Source organism: Mesorhizobium sp. M0292 (genome assembly GCF_040321695.1).
Taxonomy (GTDB): domain Bacteria; phylum Pseudomonadota; class Alphaproteobacteria; order Rhizobiales; family Rhizobiaceae; genus Mesorhizobium.
In genome coordinates, this window is record NZ_JAMYSB010000034.1 from 29,097 (window position 1) to 51,413 (window position 22,317).

Here is a 22,317-nt window from a genome sequence, read left to right on the forward strand (position 1 = left end):
GGCAGATACCCTCTCTAGTCTCTACTCAGGAGCCGAATGCTGGTATCGCGACGCAGTTCGGAATCGGCGCGATCGACGCCTTCAACCGTGATCGCGATTGTCCCGTTCTCAATTCTTGCAATCCATCCCTTTGCCTTCATGTACCAGAGATGAAACTCCAGATGCTCTGGTGGACAGCCTAACAACCGTTCGATTTCGACGTCGCCAATGCCCGGATTGCCGACATCCTGGCGGCGCTTCACATAGAGCAGCGAAAGCAGTTTGGCCTGGACCAAAGCATCCTTCTCGACCCCTTTGGGGTCGCTTGCCTCCTCGACCAATTTAAGCCGCTCACCGGCATGCTCTCGATAGGAGATATCGTACTGGGCGCGCTTAACGGGATCCCTCAAGACGTTGTGTGCTTCTACTATTTCGCTGAAGCGGGCTTCGTTACCAGTTTGCTGATTGTCGGGATGATAGCGCATCGCAAAGTAGCGGAATATTCGCTCAAGTGTCTCCGAGTTGGCGTTTGGGCTGATCTCCAAGAGTTCGTAGTAATCGACGAACAATGCGCTGCTCCCTCAAACATCGCTCGACAGCCGCGGGGGCCGACCGCCTACATGGCGATGCAGTGCCCTCACTCGTCGAGTTCATATACGGACAATACATTGCGCCCGGGGTCAAGATGAGCGGGAGCTAGTGGACGTCAGCCAAGGCGGCTCCCGCGCGGGGTGCAACGAAAATGGCCGGGGCCGCAGTGGGAGATTGCCTGATCAGCGCCGGCCGGAGTTCGGGGTAGAACTCAATGCCGAAGCCGCCTGCGCAGCCAAGGTTGGGGTTTGACCGCGCCGTCCTATAATGGGACAGCGCGGTCAGGCGGTTTCGTCATCACGCGCAATTGCATCTGGTCGATCGTTGCGACGATGGCAGCCGCCAGCGCTTCCGCCTCATCCATGAGCCCCGGCCCATAGAGACCGTTCACCGCTTCCTCGCTAGGCAGCACGCCGGGCGGGCAGTGGTCCTCGATTGTGCGCCGGATGAGCGTCAACGCTGCCCGGCATTCGTCGGCTTCGATCTTCATAACCATTGAAACATGCGTTTGAGCTAAAATGTTCCGGAACCGATTTCGGGCTCGCGGCTTGAGACGGTGAGGGAAGAACACTAGTCATGCCCATCAGACGAAAAGCCGTGGATGCCGGGATCCTTAAGCCTGCCGAATTGGCCTTGCTAGGGCGCGTTTTCGAGCAGCTTAAACTCGTCGACGACCAATCACCCGATGCGCAGGGCCGGTTGGCCTCTCGGATCATTGCCAACTACATGGCCGGGATAAAAGATGAGGCCGAACTTCTCTCGCTTTCGAAGCAGCCGTTAGGGCGGTAAGGTCGGGAAAGCTAGAGCTTCACCAGCCGCACAACATCAAGCGCGACCGTCACCACCGGGCCACCCAGGCTGACCGTTACGGCGTCCTTCTCGACCCGTGTGACGCTGCCGATCAGTTCGACGGTCTGACCTTTGACCACCTTCGTGGTGCTATCCCGAACGGAATGCGGAAATCCGTAGGTCGGTATCGACACGCTGATCCTGTCGTCAGTGACGCGTCGAATAATGGTGGCGTCGATCGCCACCTCATCGCCGATCTTGAGACCACTAGCCATGCACTGGAGTCTGGTGCGGCCGTCTCAGGGGTCAAGTAGCGGAACCTAATATGCGCTTTGAACTTATCGGCTGATGAGCACACGCGGCATCAACTTTCTCGATCGGTGGATGGCAGAGCACCTGCCCAACGCAATGACTGATGATCCAGTGGCGGTTAGCGACCTCGCTGACGAAATGATGAAATCTGCGGAGCGTGAGGGAATCGGTGCCGACGAGATCAAGGAGGAGGTCGGCAGCGTCTATGAGGTGATCTTGGAGGCGATGCACCACCGGGAAGGCAGCTTGACCGAATAACCTGCCGTCCAGGTCCAGTTAGGAATAAAATCCTTTGCGGCGACCCCCTTCAACGGAGATCGCCATGCCCAAAAGACTCTCGCGACAATCTGGCCGGGCATCCCATGTGCTGCAAGTCGACCAAACTGACGGCATCAACGCGAAGCCGGCGGTCGCGGCCGGCAGCCTTGCAATCCGAGCAGGCGAATAGCCCTCATCTGTTCGGCCGATGTGCCGGGCAAAGGAAGGCGCCAATTTGCAAATGTGATCCTCCCCGGGTCACACCGCCAAACAGCCCCTTCAGCTAGTCCCTGAGTGGGCTGTTCTAAGCGCTCCACCGGCTGATTCCGGTGGGGCATCTTGCTTATCCAGGCCTCAGCCAGGCGGCGCGTCAATATTTGATTTTTCTCGATTCCATAGGGCCAAGCCCATCCGACACACGTCTCGCAACGTCCCTGACCAAATCATGGATCGCACTCGGCTCATGCGCCGCGTATGCCGCGAAGAATTCCATCGACTGTGCGACCTGATAGATCTCGCGGAAGTTCTGGGACATCAGTTCGTCATTATCGTCGAATGGATTCAACATGACATGTTCCATTCGCTCTACGGCGCCCGGGAACCTCGCGACGTAGGCTTTTAGGAATTCCTCGATCTCTTCGTCGCGGAAATGCTTGCCCATTGTCTCCTCACCAAAAGGCGCTAGCGTAACGGCATATAGGCGCTCATGCCGGCCATCACGAGGCACGCGGCCACACCCACCATGTCCCGCTGCCGGTAGCGCCAGACACCGTGATGAATGATGACGGCGCTGACCTTCCTCGATCTGGAGCGCGTGTCATGACCGCCCTTCGCGTTCTAAAGCCCATGGGATGCCCGCAGGGAACCGACGCGCGCATATGGCGCCAGTCCGTAGAAAAGCGCCTGAACGACCTCCTAGACCGTGCCATGAGCCTGTAACGGCACTGGATCTCATGCAGACTGATTGCGATCTGGAGGAAACGGCAGACGATGAGCCGTCGCTTGGCTGCCTTGATGATCTAGAGCTGGACAATGTCGACGAGGAAGGCGCGGACGCAGAGCCATGCCCGGACACCCACGGTGAAACCGTGATTTGGGGCGAGGATCTGAAATCTCAGGAAGTGCTGGTGGAGAGCGGCCCTAAGATGAAATACTAGGACACCATGTAGCCCTCGACAGGCTGGTCCTTAAAATTGTCTGGAACAAGGAGCCGCCTCTGCGGGTTTATGTCGTGCGCGGTCTTCTCCGGAAAGTGGCCGCTCTATTCAAGGTGAAGAAACCCGCCGCCCTGGGCCCCCTCTCAGCGGCGGGTTTCTCTATTCCGGCGGGTTTTTTCTGTTGTCGCGTTTCTTTACCTGAGCTTTTCAGCGGCGGCGTTTGCCTTGTCCCTGTTGCCCTTGGTTTCCTTGATTATTTTCAAGGCCATATCCTTTGTGATTGCGTGCTTCCGGGCGAAGTAGTTCACCTCGTAAGGCTCGCTGGTGGACACCCTGGCCCGATCTTGCTTTCCCCGATTTGATTTGTTGTCAGCCATAGCTCTCTCCATGTCGCTTCCAAGTCCACGGACCTGCCGATAGTTGCAGGAAAGAATTGGCGCCGCAATCGGGTGGCGCGCGCCTTCATTGGCGAACATGACGGGAACAATCCGCCTTTCCGTGTTGCAGTCATGTTGCAATGACAACAAGGTACAGGACGGGACATGCCCGGTATACAAGGGTTTGCGCGTTACAGAGCGGGAAAACCGATGTAACACGGTTCGGTCGCGGCCTTGTTCGCTAACTTCGTGATTTGCCTGATCAATTGTTTGGCTGGGGTTTCCTGGAAGCTTGTCGAACTTTCTGCGTCGCGGGTCAGCCCGAATTGCGCTTGCTTATGGACTCGTTAAGCCTGTGGTCGGGGGGCTCGGACCGCACCGGCCCACGATATCGCGTCGGCGGCGCCGCACCTATTAGATCGCTTATGGCTGGCTGCTGCTCAACAGGGCGAACGTCTACGACGCCCGCCTTCCGCATGAGCCAGGCAGGACACAGTTCCTTCAGTACCGATTTCGACCATGCAAAGGCAACGCGCGTTGCCGCCTGCCGGTTCCGCCGCCGACTTGGCGCTCACATACCGAGCGTTTGAGTGCTTCCGACAGGTCGAGCCGCCTCAGCGAACAACTCAGCCGCTGCTTGCACCTTATCGGCAGCCTCTTCGACCCGATCGAAGCGCGTCAACACACGACATTGGAGCATCGACAACCGCGCCGCATGGTAAAGCTCGCTGCGCTCGTGACCGTCCAAGTCCAAGGGTTGAAACAGCATCGTCATGGCGAAACCCCTCCCTCCGGTGCCCGGCTCTCGTCGAAGGCCGGGCCGTTAGACTGCGATCAATAGTCGGTGTCATAATCGCTGTTGTCGTCCTGCTGAATGACGACGTGACGGCGGTGATGCATCGGACGGTTGATCGATCCGGTGACCACAAAGTCGCTGGACCGGTGATGATGCCGGCGCCAGGCGCGCTCGCCATTGTCGTAAAACGCCTGCTCGCCACGATGGCGGCGATGGAGACGGTGTCCGTTCCGATAGATGACCACACGGTCGTTATTGTTGTCGTCCCAATAATGGCGGTGGTGATGTCGCTGGGTCTGGACGACGATGCCTTCTTCTGCGGACGCGACCGCAGGCGCAGCCAAGCAAAGCGCCAATGCGCCAAGGATGATAGTCTTCATTTCGAGTTCTCCAAAAACCTAAAACGCCCTTCGGTAAGGAAACTTTGCTCAACGACTTTGGTTCCGGCATCGATCGAGACGTGCCCATGAGCACCGTGCGCAAACTCGCAGCGATCAGACGCCAACTCGCGCAAATAGCGGCGCTCGTCGCTGAGATCGAAACGGAGTTCGAGGATCGGAGTTCTGGAGATTGGGTCGAGACGGCGGTTGCCGCCGAGGCTCTCGGCCAGAAGATCGGAAAGGTTTCGGCCGGCGCGTCGGCGGCAGATGGAAAGCCGAGGTAGCGGCTATGCGGGAATATTTTCGGCAAACGTGACATACGCGACGGGACGCATCGCGTTTGCGATGGACATAATGGCAATGAACATCGCTGCCAAGACATCTCGCCCTTCGAAAATGGCCAGCGCGGCTTACTTCAGATCAGCACTGAAGCTCCCGAGACCGACCTCGGAATTCGTCGCGGCGGAAAATGCCTACCGCAAAGAGTCCGGCGCTCGGCGGAGTCTGAGCGGCAGGCTCGAAGCACTGAAGATCGAAGCCAACATCGACAACCCTTCCAGGGCGAAGATTCCGACGCCCGGCACCGATTCCTTCAAGGACCAGACCGGCGGCGGCCGGTACTTCGAGAAGATTGGGGTCACCAGTGCGCAGCCGGCCGTTACAACTGCAGGTCCAAACAGCCGGACATGCGCCGATTTCAACGGCATCACCAGCCAACTGATAGGCGCGAGCATCTCCAATTTCGTGGGGCTGTCGTCCGGCTTTGTGATCTGCTCGGGCTACATCGATGCCATCGACACCAACAACACTGGCGCAGGCAACGCCGCTAACAATGATTTCCTGTGGAGTGACGACGCTGGTTATTGCAAATGGCACTTCTATCCGGGGGCCGATTGTCCAAGGATCGAATTTCGTGTCGTACCCTTGGCAGGTTGCCAGTACTGCCATTTCGACCGGCGTGCCTGTGGTGACGACATGGCGCCACGAAGGCGGGAGCCTCTATTCTCCGTCAATGGCGGCATCGAGGCGTCCGTGGCGTCGGGTAATACCATCAAAGATTTGACGACGCGCAAGATGTGCCTCCGCAAATCGGTTGGCGGCTATCTCGACCGCAAGATTTTTGAGGTTGCAACGTTCTCGACGGCACCGAGCGCACCCGAGAGGGCCACCGTCATTGCCGATTTCATGGCCCACATCGGTGCAGTCTGATGGTTGCGGCAACCTTCTGCCCATGATGTGCAACCAACCGCGATGCGCTAGTTTATGAGTTTGAAGCCTGCGACTAGACCCAGCTGCGTTTAATCTGGGCAGTGTACAGCCCTTTGTTTGCCACGTTGTCCCAGATGTAGAACACGGCGACAGCGGCAAGGATCAACAGAAATATTCGCATGATCTGCGCCTCGGTAAGGTGGTTTGCCCACGGCGCCTTAGGCGAGTTGAAGGTTTCGGCCCGAGTCCGCGCGCATCCTCAACACCAGCAGGCGCGTCGCTGCGAATGGCGTCAAAACAATAAGCGCCATCGTGGTGTTGACTAAGAGCGACAGCAAACAGATCGAGCTTTGGGCGTAGCAAACGGATTCCATGACGTTCCCCTTTTCCACCGTTACTGGTGGCCTCCGTTCGGCAAGAATGATCCTGGTTCACGAGAAATACAAGCAGTTGCTAATACGTTGATATTTCCCCTGGGTTGGGGCAACGATGCGAAATCGACGCCGGTCAGTTGTTTGGATAGCGATTGCCCTTGTCCTGGCGGCGTTGGCGATCACGGCGGCGATCATTGGCTTTCAGAATGTACGGCGCGCGTCACCGATCATGGTCTCGGCTGTCTCGTCCTTTAATAGTGGCGGGCTCGTCCCTGGCCCCACGGCTAAGGCGCCCTCGAAAAACCTTGGTGCTGTTGCTGCCGGTCGGGATATCTGGCTCGAAGTCTCATGGAAATTTTTCGGGGAGTTGCGGACGCTGGATACCGTCACTGTCGGCGACGTTCCGGCAAGGCGCCTGGTGCGCAGTCATGATGTGCCCTCAAGCGCCAATTCCGAGATCTGGTTCATATCAGCCGGCAGCGGCGACATATTGTGCCTTCCATGAGGAACTCGAGGAGCGCCGACACCAGCCACTCGGCGCTGTCCCTGTCCAGGGTCCCGCGAGACTCGGCCGGGCTCGCATCACCTCGCCGGTCGGTGCGAGCCCACAATCGCGGCCATCTGGTCCGCTGCTTGAGCTTGGGCTTCATCAGAATGAAGGGCGACATGGTTCATCCGAATGTAGAAATTTGCTCTGGGGGGAGGTGAGAATGAGGCTACCAGGAAATGTGTTGGCTGGGAGAACGCCGAGGTGCAGTGCGGTCCGCGAAAGCGATCAATGAGGTTGAATGCACAGAACGTGCCGCCAAGACAGCCAGGTTGAAATCGCTACGCTTGGCTCAGATCTTGCCAGAGGCCGACCCGCACTTTTCGTTCAACGAGGAACTCGACTGCTCGGTACTTGTCGCGGTGCTGGCTCGGGAACCGCATAACTATCCAAAGCGGCCCGAATCCCATTCTTTCCGGCGGCTGCCCCTGCGACGAGGCCTTTGATCTCCTCAAGCAGCGCCGTTAGGCTTTGTCAACAATCGGCTTTTTTCGCCGTGGCGAACCCGCACGTGCTCGGCGTCGACAGTCACCAGTGGCCGGAGGCTGACGGTTACCTTGTCGCCGTCGATGCGCGTGACCGGGCCGACTGAAGCCGATCACGGCCTTCGAAGTCGAATCGACAACCGAATGCGGGAAGCCATAGGAGGGAATCGTCACGCTCATGCGATCGGGTGTCACCCGGCCCGGGGCGGGTGCGGTGTCAAGGATGAGAGGTTGCTAATAAATGAGCGTCCGTGGCCTGAAGTTTCTCGACAAGTGGGTAGCCAAACAACTGCCCATTGTGGCGCAGGGAGACCGCATCTCGGTTGGCGACTTGAAAGACCAGTTGATGACAGCTGCCGAGAAGGCCGGCATTCCTGCCGACCAGATCAACGGCGAGCTTGAAAGCGTCTTCTATGGATGGATAGCGCTAGCTGATGCGACATCATGCTACAGCGATATTTTAGAATCAGCTAATTGCGCAATCGCTAATTGATGAAATGCGTGAGGAATGTATTTTCCACAGGGCGATCTGGACCTACATCGAAGCCGGTTCAATTTGGACCGCGCTCGGCTGTGCGGTCCTTGCGCTGATCGTTCTGCAAGTAGGGTACGCCGGGCCGGTCGTTTGCTTGATATACTGGCGATCTCGGAAGCGGCTGACTCGACTAGTCGAATTTCGGTCGCGGCTCAAGAGAACGTCGACGGCATCTGATACCCCGCGACCGTCTCGGCACGGTCACAACCTCTTTCTCACTGGCCTTTGTAAGCCGAACGCCGGCCTTCCGCACCTTTGCCGTCACAACAACTGCCTCGCCTTTGTTCTGTTCGGCAGAGCGAACCGCGAACCATTCGGCGATGTCGCGGTCTATAAACAAATACCCCACGCTGCCCCAGCCGCAATCAAGCCGCGAGCCCAACGGGGCAATCTCAATGTTGAAGAATATCGCCGCTTCGGCGGATGGCGAAGCTTTGCCTACAAACGTGGTCTCAATGCTGTGGCCTTAGGCAGCAGTTTTGCCTCGCAGTGCCGCCAGCAAGTGGGCCTACAACGTGTTTGCGGTGACAGACACCTACCCCGAGCTTCGGGCTGAAAGCCTTATCATTGATCCAGACGCGGAACTGGAGGACGGGTGCGTTGTGGTCGCTGTGTTTGGAGGCGGTCATCCGCAAACCGTGAGGTGGCGCAACAATCACGGGCGAGGCTATGGGGGCCGCTTTGCCGCCAAGGGAAGTCTGGAGGAGACGTTCCTCTCGATTCCATGGTGTGCGGACGAGGGCCATCTTCTTGCATTCGCATCCTCGGCCGGGTGTTCGGCGACCGGCGGCGCTTCCCGCGCTACAGAACCTGGAACGATCCAGTTTAATTCTCGAATAATTTGGCTCGCTGACTCACGGTGGTGGGCTTTTTTGTTGCTCAGCCCCAACGTCTCGACGCCGGGCTGCGGAACGCAAACATCGTGATGTCGTCGCGGGAAATCCCGATGTCGCTGAGCATGTCGTCTGGTGACTGGCTCAACTCGTCCGTTGCCTTCAACAGCGCCTTCTGCTCGGCTCGATGACGGACCCAATCGGCAAGGGGCCCAACTGCGACAAGAGGAAGATTCACAAGCATAGGAAGGTTCACAAGCATCGGACCACTCCCTTTACCGCTGCAGGAAACTGCACGTAGCCTACGCCAATACGTCGATGCGTCTGTGACAAACCTCACAGATCGATCCGAACGGGCAAAAACTGCCCGGATGCCTGACGGTGGCGGGCTTCTTATATATTAGCAATGCATAAAATTCGAGAAGGTCCATGGCATGGTTGTTAGCAAACTCGCTGCTATCGTGCGATGCAGGGCTCGGTGGATGGTGTGCTGGAATGCGCGGGGCTGGATGGATCAAGGGTCTGATGGAAGCTGACGCTCGCGATCTGCGGAGCGAGATCAGTCGGCTCCAAATAGACTTGATCGCTGCCGCCAACTCTCAGGGTAAATCCAGGCTGCATGACGTCGCGCACACACTGCGATGCCACAAGGCGCGGCTGGAACGTCTGGAGGAGTGCCTCGCTTCAATGACGTCGAATGTCCGGCCAGAGACATCCGCAACCCCGCCCCATGAAGGCCCGCCGTAAAAGGCAGCTCATCATTTCCGGAAGAGAACTCGCTGCCTCACAGTGGCGGGCTTTTTATTGCTCAGCCCCTACGTCTCGACGCCGGGCTGCGGAACGCAAACGCCGTGATGTAGTCACGGGAAATCCCGATGTAGCTGAGCACGTCGGTCTGGTGACTCGCTCAACTCGTCCGTTGCCTTCAACAGCCCCTTCTGCTCGGCTCGATGACGGCCCCGATCGGGAAGGGAGCAACGGCGACAAGAGGAAAATTCACAAGCATAGGAAGTTACAAGCATCGGGACCACTCCCTTACCCGTGCAGGAAACTGCACGTAGCCTACGCCAATACGTCGATGCGTCTGTGACAAACCTCACAGATCGATCTGAACGGGCAAAAACTGCCCGGACGCCTGGCGGCGGGGGCTTTTCTATTTTGCCATCGGATCACCGAGCGCAAGCCAAGTGACTTCACCGGTGGCTGTACGCACCAAGTACCACGTCTGAGCGGTCTGTCGGTCGAGCAAGATGGTCCACCTCGCCCGTCGACAAGGCCGCCATGCGAGCGGCACGATCTGTGATAAAGATGAATTCCACCTCGTTGAGATAGGGCTTGCCGGTTTTGAAGTAGTTTGGATTGCGCTTGAGTTTCGCCGAAACGCCTGGCTGGAAATTCTCAAGGACGAAAGCGCCGGTGCGAACCCCTGAAGCCCAGTCCGCCTTGCCGTCCTTGGCTGGCATGATGACCAGATGGTAGTCACTCATGATGTAAGGGAAATCGGCGTTGCCGCTCTTGCGCGTGAAGACCACCGTTTCCGGGCCGTCCGCCTTGATCCTGGCGACGGACTCCAACAGCGACTTCGCCGCCGATTTTGTGTCCTTGCCCAAGTCTTGCAATGACGTCACGACGTCACCCGCCGTCACAGTCTTGCCGTTGTGGAAGGTTGCGCCTTTGCGCAGCTTAAAGGCCCAGGTCTTGGCCCCGTCCGAAGATTCGAAGCTCTCGGCGAGTTCCGGTTGGACATTGCCTTTGGCGTCGACCTCAGTGAGGCTGTTGGATAGCGAGCCCGAAAACGCCGTTTGTGTGAACGTGTCGGGGTAGCCGGCCGGATCGATTGACTCCGTCGTCGCGCCGTGAGCCATGCCGAGCTTGGCGAAGCCGCCCTGCATCGGTTCGGCACGCGCCCTGGCGAGAAGAGCGTGTCGGCGGCGGCGACCGTCAGGCCTGCGGCTATTCCAAGATGAATGAAGTCGCGGCGGGAAACTTTGCCGCCACCGACCAGGCTTTGCGCGATACCAAGCTTGTATTCAGATTCTGAGATTTGACTCTCCCATTGCGGAGTTCTCCGCGTTATTTTTTTCAAGCACCGCGAACAAATCTGCTAGTTGGCTGCGGCCATCTTTCTTCCAATTTTTCCAATCCCAATCGGCTTTTGGGCCAATCAGGCCGTCACATAGATGCTGCCGGCTTCGACGGTGACTGGAAATGTGCGAGCGCGAATGGATGGATCGACCAAGGCTTCACCTGACTTGATGTCGAATTCCCAGCCATGCCAGGCGCATCGGACGATCTCGTTTTCGCGATGATAGATGAATTGCGCTTGTTCAACGGGCGCGGTTGTCCCGCATTGCGGTCCTTCGCAAAGTGGAGCGCCGCGGTGCGGACAGACATTCAGCAGCGCGTGGAATGAATCTCCGATGCGGAAAATCCCGACCGAAAGGCTTCGGATCTTGGCGATAAACGGAGATCCTGTTTCGATCTCGTCGACGCGGCAGATATATGTTTTCTCGGGCATCGTATGCTTCCTCAGGCGGCATTCGCGGCTTGCGCACGGGGGATGCGTGCGTAGACTTCCAGCGCGTTCAGTCCCATGATCTTGCTTTTCCACGCAGGAGGGATTTGCAGCGTGTTGGCATCGTCGTAATCCCAGTGCGGATAGTCCGACGCAAACATCAGCGTGTTTTCCCCGTCCATCGCTTCGAGCGTGGACCAGAGATGTTGGACATTTGCAGGCTGCTCCAGCGGCTGCGTGGAAAAGCGAATGTTGCGCCGGCAATATTCCGAGGGCAGCATCTTCAGCCATGGCGTCTCTTTGCGCAGCGCTTTGTAGTCGGCATCCAGGCGCCACAGGACCGACGGAACCCAGGCGACACCGCACTCGATGATCACGAAGTAGAGGTCCGGCCACTTCTCGAAGACGCCATGGGCGATCATGCTTGCCACGTGCGACATCGCCGACATATGCAAAATGGCGTGCGTTTCCCAGAAGAATGTCGTGGGCGCAGGCGCAATGGCAATTGAATTCACGCCGCCATGCCCGCCCAGATGTATGGCGAATGGCAACCCTACTTCAGCGCAAGCTTCGTAGATCGGATGGTAGAACGGGTCTCCATACGGCTTGACGGACCCTTGGGAAGCGAGAACCTGGACCATGCGCGGATGACTGCCCAGACGGCGTATCTCGGCGGCAGCGAGCTTCGGATCCTGTGGTGCGATGATGATCGAACCCATGAAACGATCGTCTTTCGGCAACCATTGATCGATCTGATAATCATTGTAGGCGCTGACCAAAGCGCTGGCATAGTAAGGATTGGCGAGGGTCGACGCCTCGATCGGCTCATCGCCGGTGAGGATCGCCACGTCGACTTTGTACTTGTCGAGGTGCTTCTCTTTCATGATGAGATAGTTGTCGGCTTCCGTCTTCGGACGGACGTCCTTGCGGGAGAAGTCCTGCGGATGAAACCAGGGGCGATGGCCATGCGGAAATGCGCCAACGGGACCTGTTTTCTCGCCCTCGGTGAACATGTCTTTCCACAAGCCGGAAAGGTATGGCGTCAACACAGTGGCGCTTGACCAGTAATTGTGACAGTCGCAATCAACTATGAACACTTTGTTCCGCTCCGTGGCCCGTCCCGGCGGTGCGCCGGCCGATCATCTGGTGCAGCTTCCCCCTTGAGTATTGGTTGATCAAGCTTATGGTAGCCAGGAATATGATCGAATTTTTCGATCGGGATTTCCATGCAGCTTGATCACATCGAAACCTTTCTCGACATCATCGAATCGAGAAATTTCAATCGCACCGCAGATCGGTTGGGCTTAACCCAATCGACAATCAGCACCCGCATCAAGAACCTGGAGAGCGCAATCGGATCTGAACTGTTCCAACGCGGACGCGCCGGGGCAGAGCCGACTGCCGCAGGGCGCCGGTTCGAAACCTACGCAAGATCTCTGGTATCCACTTGGTCGCAGGCTCGCCACGATGTTCGGGCCTTCAACCGTTTCGAAGGCACCTTGCGCGTTGCCGCCCAAGTGGGCATGACCCGCTCAGTCCTGCCCGGGTGGGTCGAAACCCTGTGCCAAGCACTTCCGAAGTCCTCAATCCATGTCGAGTCGGATTATTCGAACCAGATGGTCAGCGACCTCAGCATGGGAAACCTGGATATCGCAGTGCTTTATGCCCCCCGCTACTTGCCTGAGATCGCATACGAGCACCTGATGGTCGAGGAATATGTAATGGTTTCGACTGCCGCCAGAAAACTGTCGGACGTCGATCCCGACACCTACATCCGCCCAGGCTACACCGTCGTGCTGGAGAAAACGCACGCAGAGATGCTGGCTCAATTGGCGATCTGCCGACTTTCGACCGGATCGGAAGCTCTGGCGGAGATCATGCTCCGGCGAACGGGCGGCACTTGCTATATGCGCAGCGATGATGCGCGCAGGTTTACCGGTGAGCTTCCATCGTTCCTGGTCGAAGGAGCGCCGACGTTGCACCAGCCAGTCCATACGGCGATACTGGCACGCCGCAAACACGAACCGATCATTCGCAAAGGCATCCGTGCTCTCCATCTCGCCGTAATGTCGCTGGAGGTTTAATCGATATTCCCGATCATAGCGCTGGAATAATATTGCTGTTCAGCGGGGTAAGAACTGGCATGTTGCTCGACCTAACGCCGAGCCGCACGATGAATGCATACGCTTCCATCCAAGCCTCAGATGTCGGTGCCCACCATGCGTCAGCGGCGATGGGCACAAAAGACGCGAGATATAGTGCTCTGCCGTCGCGTGATCGACGAGACGCACGATGTGAAAACATTTGTTCTCACATCTGCCGCTGGTCGGATGTTCTGCTTCAGCGCGGGCCAGTATGTTCTCGTGCACCTCAGGATCAACGGCGCCGCAATAACGCGCGCCTACTCGGTATCGTCACCGCCGACGCGACGGCTTGATCTTCAGATCACCGTGAAGCGAACGCAGGGCGGGCTCACTTCCAACTGGATCCATGACCATTTGACGCCGGGCAGCGAGATCGAGATGAAGGGCCGCTCGGTTCGTTCAATCTGGATAAATTGCCGTCGGAGAAACCTGTTTTCCTTTCGGGCGGGAGCGGCGTGACTCCGATCATGTCAATGCTGCGTGCGCCCGCGCAGACGACAGGGAGATCCGCTTCATTCACAGTGCGAAAACCCCAGGCGACATCATCTTCCGAGCGGAACTGGAAGCACTTGCCGCTCGCTTTCCCAATGTTAAAGTGACTTTGGTTTGCGGCCAGGGAGGTCCCGCTTGGACGGGTTCAACCGGCCGAATTGATGGTCGGATGCTGCTGAGCCTGGTTCCCGATCTTCACAAGCGCACCCTTTTTGCCTGTGGGCCCGAAGGGTACATGAAGACGGCACGCGCCTGCCTTGATGCAATAGGATTCCCGCCGGCGCAGTATCACGAGGAGAGTTTCGGAGGCAGCAATGGTTCGCGGCCGAAATTGGCTCGGCGATTTCGTCTTCGGTCCGTTTTGTCCGCTCGGGTGTGGAGCATCGCTGCGCGCCCGGAGAGACCCTGCTGGACGCGGCGCGGAACTGTGGCATCTACATCCCCGCTTGCCAGCAGGGCGTTTGCGGAACCTGCCGAATAGCCAAACTATCTGGCGAGGTTGCCATGGACGATTTAGGCGGACTGAACGCTGAAGAGAAATCGGCTGGCTATGTCCTGGCATGTTGCAGCCGCCCGCGAGGGACGGTTTTGCTCGACGCTTAACTCGGCGTTGTTGACTGTTGAAGATTCCGTCGGCGCACGCATCGGCGTCAGGGTCTAACCCCAACGAGCTGGCGCCGGCGCCGTCGAAGTGGGCATTAGAGGGAGCGCCTGAACGTCCGCTTCTCACGCCTTGACGCTCGGAGCTGCCAGTCCGTTATCGGCCCCCAAATGAGACGTTGGAAGCATTGAGGGCAGGGGACAGTTCGTGGCGCAAACGAGGTAGCAGCTCCGAGTAGTCATCGCTGTTCGCGAAACCGTCGATTCCTGGACATCGCAATGTCGCGTATCGATTAACGCGCTATCTCGGCTCGCGGACCAATTCAGGTACGCGCCTGACATTAGCTATTAAGCATAGATCCGTGCGTCCCGGAAAGCGGACGCGGCACGATCCGGGTTAGGCGAGTAAGATACGCTCGATGACGGCGCCGCGCGCGGAACCGTCGAAACAAGGATGAAGCTGTTGCTGGAGTCGAGCGGGCATTCACGCGGCCATTGCCGGAGCAGATCGGCGCTAGGACGGCCCAGCAGCCTTTGTCGCGGGGGGACACTTTGCGGCGGGCGGGCCGCTGGGCCCAACCGGTGAGACTCAGCGCCGGCCGGCAAACAATATACGCACGCCTGCCAATGCCAATAAATCATACAGACGGAGGAAGGAAGCGATCTAACCAGCGATCGCCATTTCCGATGCCAGCGCCTATGAGACCTAAGCGCAGCTTGCCGGCCGCAGCATGGTCCCAATTTGGGACGAATAGTTTGGCACCCATATTGCACCCACATCTTTCGCCGGCTGATCCCCGGTCCTGATCGCGTACTCTGATCAGGTGTAGGGCTCGCCGGGCTCGAGGTAGTTGGGGTCTTCGCCCGGCGAGTTGTCTACCAATGCGCAGTCACAGCCACATGGTGACGCCATACTCCGAAATGCCGCAAGCATTCCGCAGTTGTGCATCGCCGACCAAGGTCCGATCGGTATGGGACTTCAGTCGCGCAAAAGGCCGATAGGGTCTGCGACTCCGAATTTTTTGTTAAATTTCATACGCTTACAAAGATATTCGCAGTCGTCAGTCGCTCATTGCAACAAGCATTTATCTAAAGTTCCTTCAGTCGGATTAGGAAACTCTTATAAGCCGCTCTATAACGAGTCGGCGAGGTGACTATTCGCCTGAGGAGGTACCATGACATCCCGAAAAACCCTTTTGGCGGCGCTTGCCGTGCTTGCGCTAGTGACCGCTCCTGCTTCCGCTGGCGCGGGTGGAAACGGTGGTGGTCACGGCAATGGTGGTGGTCACGGCAATGGCGGTGGTCACGGCAATAGCGGCAAGTCCGGCAACAGCGGCGGGAAGTCCGGCAACAGCGTTTCGCACGGCAAGTCGGCATCGGCTCACGCCGGAAAGAAGGCCTCGGGCGAAGACCAGGTCGCCGTCGACGACATTGAGGTCGCCGCGACGCCTAAGGACAAGAACATTCACGCCAAGCTTGGCCGGCTGAACTCGCTGCAGCGCAACATCAACGCTTATATGAACTCCAAGAGCAAGAAATTCGCCGGCATTCAGGCTTATGTGACAGCTTCGGTCGCCGCCAAGGGCGCCCAAGCCGCGGTAGATGCCGCCCAAGCCGAAGTCGACGCTTTGAACGCCAAATTGAACGACCCGAATACTCCGGCCGACCAAGTCCCGACCCAGGAGCAGATCGATGCAGCGCAGGCGGCGCTCGATGCGGCCAATATAGCGGCGGCCGATGCTGCTGCCGCCGTCCCATCGCTGGATGACGCGCTCGCCGATATGGCTAACAAGCCGGTCGACGCCGATGTCACCGAATGGGCCAACGGCGTGCTTGCCGAGAAGATCGACGAGATGGCTTCCAAACAGGATCCTGCGCCAACGCCGTAAGACCGGTCACCGCTGAAACGATCCTAGTCGAACGTGCAAGCCGCCGGGTCACACCCCCGGCGGCAGGGCGACGACGAGCTTGCCACCGAAATACCGTGTTGAGGAGATGGCATGCGATGCCGTGACGGCCACCCACACCGTCAACGCGAAAACTCCGATCAGGGCGGCGCGCGAAGCGACGGAACGCGACGTCATTCTACCCCCGGCCACATCTCGAATACAGCTCAGCCCGTAGGGCGGTCCATACCCGGCTGGCCGACGGCTCACGCTGGTTTCTTGAAACGCACCATGCCGTCGACCTCGATGCGCAAGTTCGACTATTGACCCGGACCAGGGTTCTCTCGGTCTGGTTTGGAGCCAAGGGTGAAGCAATACGATTTCCTGGACGTGGCCGCTTGAGGCATTTGTCGCGTTCAAATCTGCCTTCGCCAAGGGCCGCTATTTCAACAATCACATCCGCAACTAACTATGCATTCCGACTCGCCCAAGATCCGACTCGCCCAAGAAAAGGCTGCAGGCTCGTTGGACGATTAGGGAGGTACTTTCCGAAAAACGGCCCGCGCTGATCGAAGGGCGCGCAGGCCGGACCGTTGCCGCCGGTCGGCAGCGGGAGGCATCTTCCGGCCGGTGCAAACCGGCCTCTCCCGGCACAATTAGCAACCTTCGGCAGTCGTTTTCATCTGTCCAGGGGCTGCGGACTTGGCACTGGTGTCATCCTGTTGACCAGGAGCGGCCTGCTTGGCACTGCCACTCTGCTGGCCCGGCGCACAGTCCTTCGCTGAGTTCGAATTGGTTGACTTCGTTGTGGTCGAATCCGTGTTGTTATCTGTCGTCGGCATCGTTGTGGTAGTGGAGGAGCCACTCGACGTTGTCCCTGTTGTCCCTGTCGTCCCCGCGAACGCAAGCCCGCTGGAAACAGCCATCATGGCAGTGGCAAAAAGAAGCCGTTTCATTCTTCATCTCCTAATGACAACTAATGTCCCTTCCATTCGATAACGGGGGATGCGAAGGATCGGTTCCAATGCGACCTTGTGTTGACCGGCAGCTTTGGGGCGGCCGTTAGCGGACTGGCAGCCTTCAGGCGGCGGATCTTCGGTAGCTGACATTCCGGCTAGCGCGGACATCGCCTTCCCCATGGGCAGAAATTATTCTCCTGGGCCCGCCCACGTTTCTCTCAAGCCTCCGATTTCATGGCCGACAGGTTATCACGATGTGTCTGAAGGTGCAGAAGCTGATCGTCGCCCCTTGGTTGTGCAGCCCTTCAGCCGTGGGGCAACCTCCCAACACCCCTGAAAAAGGACTTGAAGTCGTCCCGCACCAGAGCGAACGTCTTCGCATGATCGGGATAACACGGCGGTCCCGAGACACCTGACGAGTTGAGGAATGGGACTTCTCGCAAATGCCGCGTCCCTTCCATTGGCGTCAGTCAGCCCGCTTTGCGCATTTCATGAATGGCTATAATGAGGTGGGCGGTTTGATGAACTCGCTCGTCTGCACCGCAGAATTACCAGAGATGTCCTGGACGGCCGTTCGCCGTGGTACGGAAGCGCGCGGGACTTATGGCTCTGTCTTTTCTTCGAGCATCGTGCCGCTCGCCACACCGGATCAGAAGGTGATGAGGGCGTCCTGCATATCTACCAGCCAGGCCCCGCGCGTTTCTCGTTCGCCGGGCTTTGGGCTTACAATTCCAATCTCGACATAACCAACTGCACAATCATCACAGAGCCTGCCGCAGACGCGATGTTGCAGTTGCATGATCGGCAGCCTCTCAAATGTCGAAAGAGATGGAGCAGCGTGTAATTCGAGAGTTTCAATCGCCATTTCTGGGCAAGGAGAAAAGGCGCTCGGAGAGCTTGCTCTTGAGGAACGCCTCCTGGCGTAGATAAACAAAAGCGCGCCATCGTAAGGCAGCGGGGCTGGAGCCCGGCAAACTTCCAAAGGTTCAAGGGGATACCGTTCCCGATGCTCTCGTGTCTGGCGGTCTCCCTCAAAGCGTCATCGACCGCCCTTCAGATGAAACACCGCCGTCTCGACAGGTAGGCTCGGCAGGGTTCGTCGGCGACGTTGAGATGGACGTGACCGACCCGAACGCGCGGGTCGATGGCATATTTTTCGACGACGCTGGCGGCGTCATTGGGATTGATTGATCGTTCATGGCCTCCGCTCCCTTGCTGGTGGTGTTCGAAACGTTCTTTGATCATCTCGCTGCGCTCTCGTCGTCGGCGCACCTGGTGCAGATGTTCGACAGCTCCGTGGTGCGCGCTCATGTCTCGGCGGTAGGGGCAAAAGGGCATAGGCGATAACATAGGTATTGCCCTGCGGAATCGGGTGGGATTCTAACTGCGATGACACACGATTGCTTGCAGACGACGGTTGGGCCGAGACGATTGAGCTTCTCGGCGGCGAAGATTTGCTTACGCGGAGCGCCCGCGAGACGAAGGCGTTCCTGCGTCCGCGGGGCGTTCGATCGGCGCCCGATCTGTTGCGCATAACGCGCGGCGGCTTCTCGACCAAAATCCATCTGAAGACACCTAAGGCGTTCATTTGGACAGCGACCCATACTTGGTCCGCCGGCTCATGCTGGCGGGCTTTTTTGCGTCAGTCGGGAACATCCTCGCTCTGAGGCTGTTCGGTCACACCCGGCTCGTTCTTCAGCGATTCCTGCCGGTGACCAAGATGTCCTCTCCACTCGTCATGGTCGGCCCGCGCAGCCTCGGAAGCAGGCGCGGGCCTCATTCGCGGTCATTGCTGTGTTGTCGGTGCGCAACCGCTTCTTTGAATGCGCGTGCTGCTGCATCGCAAGCGACACGTGAGGAGCCGTTCGCGGACAAGATGATTTCGGCTGCCTTCACGGTCAAACCATGTTTCTCGGCGAACTTTGCGGCTGTGTATGCGAGTTTTGTTTTTTCGCTACTCCCCATTTCTGACTCGATATATCTCTTGCGCCTCGTGCAAGCTCTGTCGGGCCTGTTGCAGTGATTGATGCAAGTTCGCCAGCAATTCGTCGGCGTCGGCCGTCGGACTGCCTTCGTGATCCAGTAAGCCGACGATAATATCCTGCTTGGAAACGATGCTCTCGTTGTGAACGAGTTGGCCCATAAAATACATGAGCCGGCTCTGTGCCGGTGTGGGCATGGGCCTTCTCCCTGGTCGGGCGAAAGCCTGATGATCGCTCCCAAGCGCCTCGTGCCTGTTTGTTTTTGATTTTTCGAGGCGACGCAGCAGTGTGCGCTCGTTAGCAGGCCATGGCAACCGGCCAGGCAATTGCAGCATCCACGCTGCGCACGCCGCCCTGACCGCGCGTGCCGGTCCCCTGGCGTCGCTCGGCCGCTACTTCAGTGTTTCTGGTTGACAATCGTGGCCGGCGCACCGCATTTTCGGCTTGAGGGACAAACTTGGCGATCCTGATGAAGAAGACTTATCAGAAGCCTGAATTAAAGAAGCGCGAGAAGCTCTCGGCCGTAACGGCTGTGTGCACGCCATCAACCTGCACCGATGAGTGAGAACCTTTAGACCGGCGCTTTGCCGAAATTCGCTAGAGAGGGACTGCAGTGAAGAAAGAATACAGCAAGCCACTACTGAATAAACGTGGGCGTCTCAGCGCAGTGACGGCGCAATTGGGACCCAGTGTTGAACCCAGAGGAGCCTAGGCAAAACCACGGCCCTGCAACAAAGCCAGTTGGCTTCGGCGGCGGGCTTTCCGTATCTAGGCGCCGAAACTTATATTCGCATGCGTGTCACAACGAGCCAGGCGGTTTCCGTGCTCGGTCTCCGCACTTCAGGGTCGCTGAACCCTGCCTCTCGCAAGGCAGCAATGAGCTCATCCGGCTCGCGAGGTGTAAAAATGTCGGCCGGCATGTTCATCCGGTCCATATGCGTCTTCGGGAGGAAGCCAAGCACGACGCGGCCGCCTGGTTTGAGGACGCGAGCGAGCTCTGCGGATCCAGCTCTAAGGCTTTGCCAGAACTACGCTGTGTGGACGCTGAGAGCCTTGTCGAATGTGCTATCCGGCAAGGGCAAGTCCTCGACTAGCCCGACTCGGAACTCGGCTCGTCCGGCGCGCACTGCATCGGCGAACCGGCGGCAGGCAGCGTTCACGACATCCTGCGAGCGATCAACACCGCAAACGAATGCTGCCCCACCGAGAAGGTGCGGCAGTAAAACGCGCCGCCGAAACCGACCTCCACGGCACGATCTTCCAGGACCAGTTGCAATTCATCGAGAGCGTAGCTTGAGCCGAGCATTGCCCCGGTTCATTCCGGCCCGGACCAGCCAGCCGCCGATTCCGGTCGGGCAGGACAGTGGTTTCGCTATAAATCGTGGCGCCATCCAATCTCACCCGTATTCGGGTCATCTAGCCACCATGCGCCTAGAAGCGGCCGCCCCACAAACGCTGCTTCGATAGCGATGACCAGTTGGGTTGTGCTGCGCTCTTAGGCGTCGAATTCCAGCGGCTGGTGGTCCGGTTGCTCGTGCCACATCACTCGGCGGAAATCGCGACGGCCTACCTTTTGCGCGCAAATGGGGCGCGCATAGAAATGCTCTTCCCAGTCAGGTCATGTGGCTTGCCGGGGATGGGCGGTCCGAGGTCGGCTATTCTGGTCATGCCCGACCGAACCCGTCGCAGCGGCAAAAGTTCCGGAAAGGCGTGCCTGTTGCCCGATCGCCGGCTCGCATTTTTTGTACCCTATATTCGCGGCTTCCATTAGCATCCTCTCATGGCAACACTGCGGCACGGCGTAAGGCGGGAACCGGATGGGACGTGGACGGTATTCGACGTGTTCACCGGGCTGCCGGCTATTGTAGCGGGCCACCCATCTGTCGACCTTCCCGACATGGAGTATGCCGAAGAGCTGGCGGCCATCCTGAATGCCAACGACCTAAAGCAGAGGCTATCTCACGGAAGGTTCCCGGGAGGGTTCGCCTGACTGAGGTGTGATTCGCCCGGCTTCGTACTGCCCATCCAGGGTGGTTCGTCCGATCCGAACAACCATTGTTATTGAACTGCCGACCACCAGGGTCTTAAATCGACTTGCCATTGCTTTTCGTAGGGAGGATGTGATGAGCAACGTGGTGCCAATCCGCAAGGCGTCGCCTCGCGTGGAAGTGGTCGGAGCCAGTGGCGAATGGGTCGTGCGCATCATAGAGACCGACCAGGAAATTACACGCTCATTCGGCCTGGAATCGTTTGCGCTGTCCTTCGCTGAAGGCCAGCGGATACGGCTACATCTCGACAAGGTTGTGCGGCTTTAGGACCCTCCTGCGGCTGGGTAACCTCAGGGCCGCGACGGTGATGGCCCATGGATGTGCTTGAACAGGAGATTGCCGATCTCCTGCATTGCCGTCATATCCGGCTAAGCCGCTAAACGGAGACTTCACCGCAGACGCTGCCGAGCAGCGGGATCAACACGAAGCTGTCATCCCGAAACTTGCTTACGGTGGTGATCGTGAAATCTTCTGCTCGACAAGCCACACCCATGAGGAGAATGCTTCCGCTGTCCGAACTCACGACCTGGCAATTTGGCGCATGAGCGAAGCGCGATCGACCCAAGATACGCGTGTGTGCGGATCTAGGACTCCTGTCGAGGCTCAATAGCGGAACAGCCGCGCAGCCATGTGGCTCCCAATCACGGACGGTCAGGTTGCGGCCCCAAAGCTGCCGGTCAGCAATGCGCCTCCATTGGCCGTAGTATGACGCCGCGTGAAGCACATGCGAGGCGAGGAGGAATTGCAGCACACCTGTTTCGTCTGGCAGGTCGGACTTCATCGAATCGGAATGGGTTTTTTACACATTCGTTTATCTATTCGTGGTTTCTAATACATATGGCATCCAACGCGTTCACCCGGATTTGGTTTGCTTTGAGCCGCCTAAGGCGCGCCACGAACGGTAACGTTGCCGTCATCGTTGCCTTCACCTTGCCGGTCGTGGTTGGCGGCGCCGGCCTCGGTGTGGAGACATCCTTCTGGTATTACAGCAGCCTCAAGCTGCAGGCCGTTGCCGATGCCGCGGCCTATGCCGGTGCGCTCGAGAAAGTCGCGGGTTCCGATAACCCGA

32 protein-coding genes are annotated in these 22,317 nt (G+C 58.3%); 15 read left to right on the forward strand and 17 right to left on the reverse strand.

The annotated features are described in order from the left end of the window. Positions 1-14: 14 nt before the first annotated feature. A complete protein-coding gene (locus tag NKI96_RS30300; RefSeq protein ID WP_023672646.1) occupies positions 15-548 on the reverse strand; it encodes a J domain-containing protein in 534 nt (177 codons plus the stop codon). Between the two features lie 284 nt (positions 549-832). Continuing rightward, positions 833-1,066 (reverse strand): hypothetical protein, encoded by a 234-nt coding sequence (locus NKI96_RS30305; RefSeq protein WP_032894393.1) that lies wholly within the window; start codon positions 1,064-1,066, stop codon positions 833-835. Between the two features lie 80 nt (positions 1,067-1,146). Here NKI96_RS30305 and NKI96_RS30310 point away from each other — a divergent pair, with 80 nt between their 5' ends. Next, positions 1,147-1,359 (forward strand): hypothetical protein, encoded by a 213-nt coding sequence (locus tag NKI96_RS30310; RefSeq protein WP_023672644.1) that lies wholly within the window; start codon positions 1,147-1,149, stop codon positions 1,357-1,359. Between the two features lie 11 nt (positions 1,360-1,370). Here the strand turns inward: NKI96_RS30310 and NKI96_RS30315 are convergent, their stop codons facing one another. Next, positions 1,371-1,634 (reverse strand): hypothetical protein, encoded by a 264-nt coding sequence (locus tag NKI96_RS30315; protein WP_023822658.1) that lies wholly within the window; start codon positions 1,632-1,634, stop codon positions 1,371-1,373. A 73-nt stretch (positions 1,635-1,707) separates the two neighbouring features. On the opposite strand from NKI96_RS30315, the gene NKI96_RS30320 reads away from it, so the two are divergent. After that, entirely contained in the window at positions 1,708-1,929 is a 222-nt protein-coding gene (locus NKI96_RS30320) for a DUF768 domain-containing protein (RefSeq protein WP_023807464.1), read from the forward strand. 370 nt (positions 1,930-2,299) lie between these two features. Here NKI96_RS30320 and NKI96_RS30325 read toward each other — a convergent pair whose 3' ends face one another. After that, positions 2,300-2,590 (reverse strand): hypothetical protein, encoded by a 291-nt coding sequence (locus tag NKI96_RS30325; RefSeq protein ID WP_023822657.1) that lies wholly within the window; start codon positions 2,588-2,590, stop codon positions 2,300-2,302. A gap of 292 nt (positions 2,591-2,882) precedes the next feature. Here NKI96_RS30325 and NKI96_RS30330 point away from each other — a divergent pair, with 292 nt between their 5' ends. Next, positions 2,883-3,086, forward strand: a complete 204-nt coding sequence (locus NKI96_RS30330) for a hypothetical protein (RefSeq protein WP_023822656.1) — start codon at positions 2,883-2,885, stop codon at positions 3,084-3,086. 194 nt (positions 3,087-3,280) lie between these two features. Here NKI96_RS30330 and NKI96_RS30335 read toward each other — a convergent pair whose 3' ends face one another. From NKI96_RS30335 to NKI96_RS30345, 3 genes are all read right to left on the reverse strand, one after another. After that, entirely contained in the window at positions 3,281-3,562 is a 282-nt protein-coding gene (locus tag NKI96_RS30335; protein WP_023822655.1) for a DUF3606 domain-containing protein, read from the reverse strand. Positions 3,563-4,034: 472 nt separating this feature from the next. Continuing rightward, positions 4,035-4,238, reverse strand: a complete 204-nt coding sequence (locus NKI96_RS30340; RefSeq protein ID WP_023822654.1) for a hypothetical protein — start codon at positions 4,236-4,238, stop codon at positions 4,035-4,037. A 59-nt stretch (positions 4,239-4,297) separates the two neighbouring features. Further along, positions 4,298-4,639: a hypothetical protein gene (locus NKI96_RS30345; protein WP_023822653.1), complete on the reverse strand. Its 342-nt coding sequence runs from the start codon at positions 4,637-4,639 to the stop codon at positions 4,298-4,300. Positions 4,640-4,725: 86 nt separating this feature from the next. On the opposite strand from NKI96_RS30345, the gene NKI96_RS30350 reads away from it, so the two are divergent. The 4 genes from NKI96_RS30350 to NKI96_RS32630 all read left to right on the forward strand — a co-directional run bounded on the left by NKI96_RS30350 (position 4,726) and on the right by NKI96_RS32630 (position 8,345). Continuing rightward, positions 4,726-4,923 carry a hypothetical protein gene (locus NKI96_RS30350; protein ID WP_023707506.1) on the forward strand — a complete coding sequence of 66 codons (198 nt, stop codon included), beginning with the start codon at positions 4,726-4,728 and terminating at the stop codon, positions 4,921-4,923. 76 nt (positions 4,924-4,999) lie between these two features. Beyond that, a complete protein-coding gene (locus tag NKI96_RS30355) occupies positions 5,000-5,848 on the forward strand; it encodes a hypothetical protein (protein ID WP_155921682.1) in 849 nt (282 codons plus the stop codon). Between the two features lie 1,647 nt (positions 5,849-7,495). Continuing rightward, on the forward strand, positions 7,496-7,747 hold the full coding sequence (locus tag NKI96_RS30360; RefSeq protein ID WP_023707510.1) for a DUF768 domain-containing protein: 252 nt from the start codon (positions 7,496-7,498) through the stop codon (positions 7,745-7,747). 4 nt (positions 7,748-7,751) lie between these two features. After that, positions 7,752-8,345, forward strand: coding sequence for an exopolysaccharide production repressor protein (locus NKI96_RS32630; RefSeq protein ID WP_155921681.1), 594 nt, complete (start codon positions 7,752-7,754; stop codon positions 8,343-8,345). A gap of 323 nt (positions 8,346-8,668) precedes the next feature. Here NKI96_RS32630 and NKI96_RS30365 read toward each other — a convergent pair whose 3' ends face one another. The 4 genes from NKI96_RS30365 to NKI96_RS30380 form a co-directional block, all read right to left on the reverse strand. Continuing rightward, a complete protein-coding gene (locus NKI96_RS30365; RefSeq protein WP_023707511.1) occupies positions 8,669-8,884 on the reverse strand; it encodes a DUF1127 domain-containing protein in 216 nt (71 codons plus the stop codon). A gap of 931 nt (positions 8,885-9,815) precedes the next feature. Further along, positions 9,816-10,514, reverse strand: coding sequence for an ABC transporter substrate-binding protein (locus tag NKI96_RS30370; protein ID WP_023822651.1), 699 nt, complete (start codon positions 10,512-10,514; stop codon positions 9,816-9,818). A gap of 272 nt (positions 10,515-10,786) precedes the next feature. Next, the gene (locus NKI96_RS30375; RefSeq protein WP_023673824.1) at positions 10,787-11,140 is read right to left on the reverse strand and encodes a Rieske (2Fe-2S) protein; all 354 of its coding nucleotides are present in this window, start codon (positions 11,138-11,140) and stop codon (positions 10,787-10,789) included. Between the two features lie 11 nt (positions 11,141-11,151). Next, on the reverse strand, positions 11,152-12,234 hold the full coding sequence (locus NKI96_RS30380) for an amidohydrolase family protein (protein WP_031196825.1): 1,083 nt from the start codon (positions 12,232-12,234) through the stop codon (positions 11,152-11,154). Positions 12,235-12,363: 129 nt separating this feature from the next. Here NKI96_RS30380 and NKI96_RS30385 point away from each other — a divergent pair, with 129 nt between their 5' ends. From NKI96_RS30385 to NKI96_RS30405, 5 genes are all read left to right on the forward strand, one after another. After that, entirely contained in the window at positions 12,364-13,221 is an 858-nt protein-coding gene (locus NKI96_RS30385) for a LysR family transcriptional regulator (RefSeq protein ID WP_023707514.1), read from the forward strand. Between the two features lie 120 nt (positions 13,222-13,341). Then, the gene (locus NKI96_RS30390) at positions 13,342-13,740 is read left to right on the forward strand and encodes an FAD-binding oxidoreductase (protein WP_196815268.1); all 399 of its coding nucleotides are present in this window, start codon (positions 13,342-13,344) and stop codon (positions 13,738-13,740) included. Further along, positions 13,694-14,254, forward strand: a complete 561-nt coding sequence (locus NKI96_RS30395) for a ferredoxin reductase domain-containing protein (RefSeq protein WP_155921688.1) — start codon at positions 13,694-13,696, stop codon at positions 14,252-14,254. Before NKI96_RS30390 ends, NKI96_RS30395 begins: the two co-directional genes overlap by 47 nt. Beyond that, positions 14,149-14,376, forward strand: a complete 228-nt coding sequence (locus tag NKI96_RS30400) for a 2Fe-2S iron-sulfur cluster-binding protein (protein WP_196815267.1) — start codon at positions 14,149-14,151, stop codon at positions 14,374-14,376. The genes NKI96_RS30395 and NKI96_RS30400 overlap by 106 nt, the downstream gene beginning before the upstream one ends. A gap of 1,172 nt (positions 14,377-15,548) precedes the next feature. Further along, entirely contained in the window at positions 15,549-16,262 is a 714-nt protein-coding gene (locus NKI96_RS30405; protein ID WP_352807577.1) for a hypothetical protein, read from the forward strand. Between the two features lie 48 nt (positions 16,263-16,310). Here NKI96_RS30405 and NKI96_RS30410 read toward each other — a convergent pair whose 3' ends face one another. Both NKI96_RS30410 and NKI96_RS30415 read right to left on the reverse strand, forming a co-directional pair. Then, positions 16,311-16,457 (reverse strand): hypothetical protein, encoded by a 147-nt coding sequence (locus NKI96_RS30410; protein ID WP_023707518.1) that lies wholly within the window; start codon positions 16,455-16,457, stop codon positions 16,311-16,313. Between the two features lie 458 nt (positions 16,458-16,915). Next, complete coding sequence (locus NKI96_RS30415) at positions 16,916-17,215, reverse strand: hypothetical protein (protein ID WP_023726886.1); 300 nt, start codon at positions 17,213-17,215, stop codon at positions 16,916-16,918. 679 nt (positions 17,216-17,894) lie between these two features. On the opposite strand from NKI96_RS30415, the gene NKI96_RS30420 reads away from it, so the two are divergent. Continuing rightward, positions 17,895-18,062, forward strand: coding sequence for an SOS response-associated peptidase family protein (locus tag NKI96_RS30420; protein WP_245260673.1), 168 nt, complete (start codon positions 17,895-17,897; stop codon positions 18,060-18,062). 209 nt (positions 18,063-18,271) lie between these two features. Here NKI96_RS30420 and NKI96_RS30425 read toward each other — a convergent pair whose 3' ends face one another. The 4 genes from NKI96_RS30425 to NKI96_RS30440 form a co-directional block, all read right to left on the reverse strand. Further along, positions 18,272-18,529, reverse strand: coding sequence for a hypothetical protein (locus tag NKI96_RS30425; RefSeq protein WP_031200612.1), 258 nt, complete (start codon positions 18,527-18,529; stop codon positions 18,272-18,274). 643 nt (positions 18,530-19,172) lie between these two features. Continuing rightward, positions 19,173-19,397, reverse strand: coding sequence for a hypothetical protein (locus tag NKI96_RS30430; protein ID WP_023707520.1), 225 nt, complete (start codon positions 19,395-19,397; stop codon positions 19,173-19,175). An 831-nt stretch (positions 19,398-20,228) separates the two neighbouring features. Next, complete coding sequence (locus NKI96_RS30435; protein ID WP_352447647.1) at positions 20,229-20,360, reverse strand: hypothetical protein; 132 nt, start codon at positions 20,358-20,360, stop codon at positions 20,229-20,231. Next, positions 20,357-20,506, reverse strand: coding sequence for a hypothetical protein (locus NKI96_RS30440; protein WP_023707523.1), 150 nt, complete (start codon positions 20,504-20,506; stop codon positions 20,357-20,359). Before NKI96_RS30440 ends, NKI96_RS30435 begins: the two co-directional genes overlap by 4 nt. Before the next feature lie 817 nt (positions 20,507-21,323). Between NKI96_RS30440 and NKI96_RS30445 the strand changes: the two genes are divergently transcribed. Together NKI96_RS30445 and NKI96_RS30450 are read left to right on the forward strand one after the other, a co-directional pair. Further along, entirely contained in the window at positions 21,324-21,515 is a 192-nt protein-coding gene (locus tag NKI96_RS30445; protein ID WP_023709427.1) for a hypothetical protein, read from the forward strand. A 570-nt stretch (positions 21,516-22,085) separates the two neighbouring features. Then, the coding region (locus NKI96_RS30450) for a pilus assembly protein TadG-related protein (protein ID WP_352807578.1) at positions 22,086-22,317 on the forward strand (232 nt) is incomplete at its 3' end.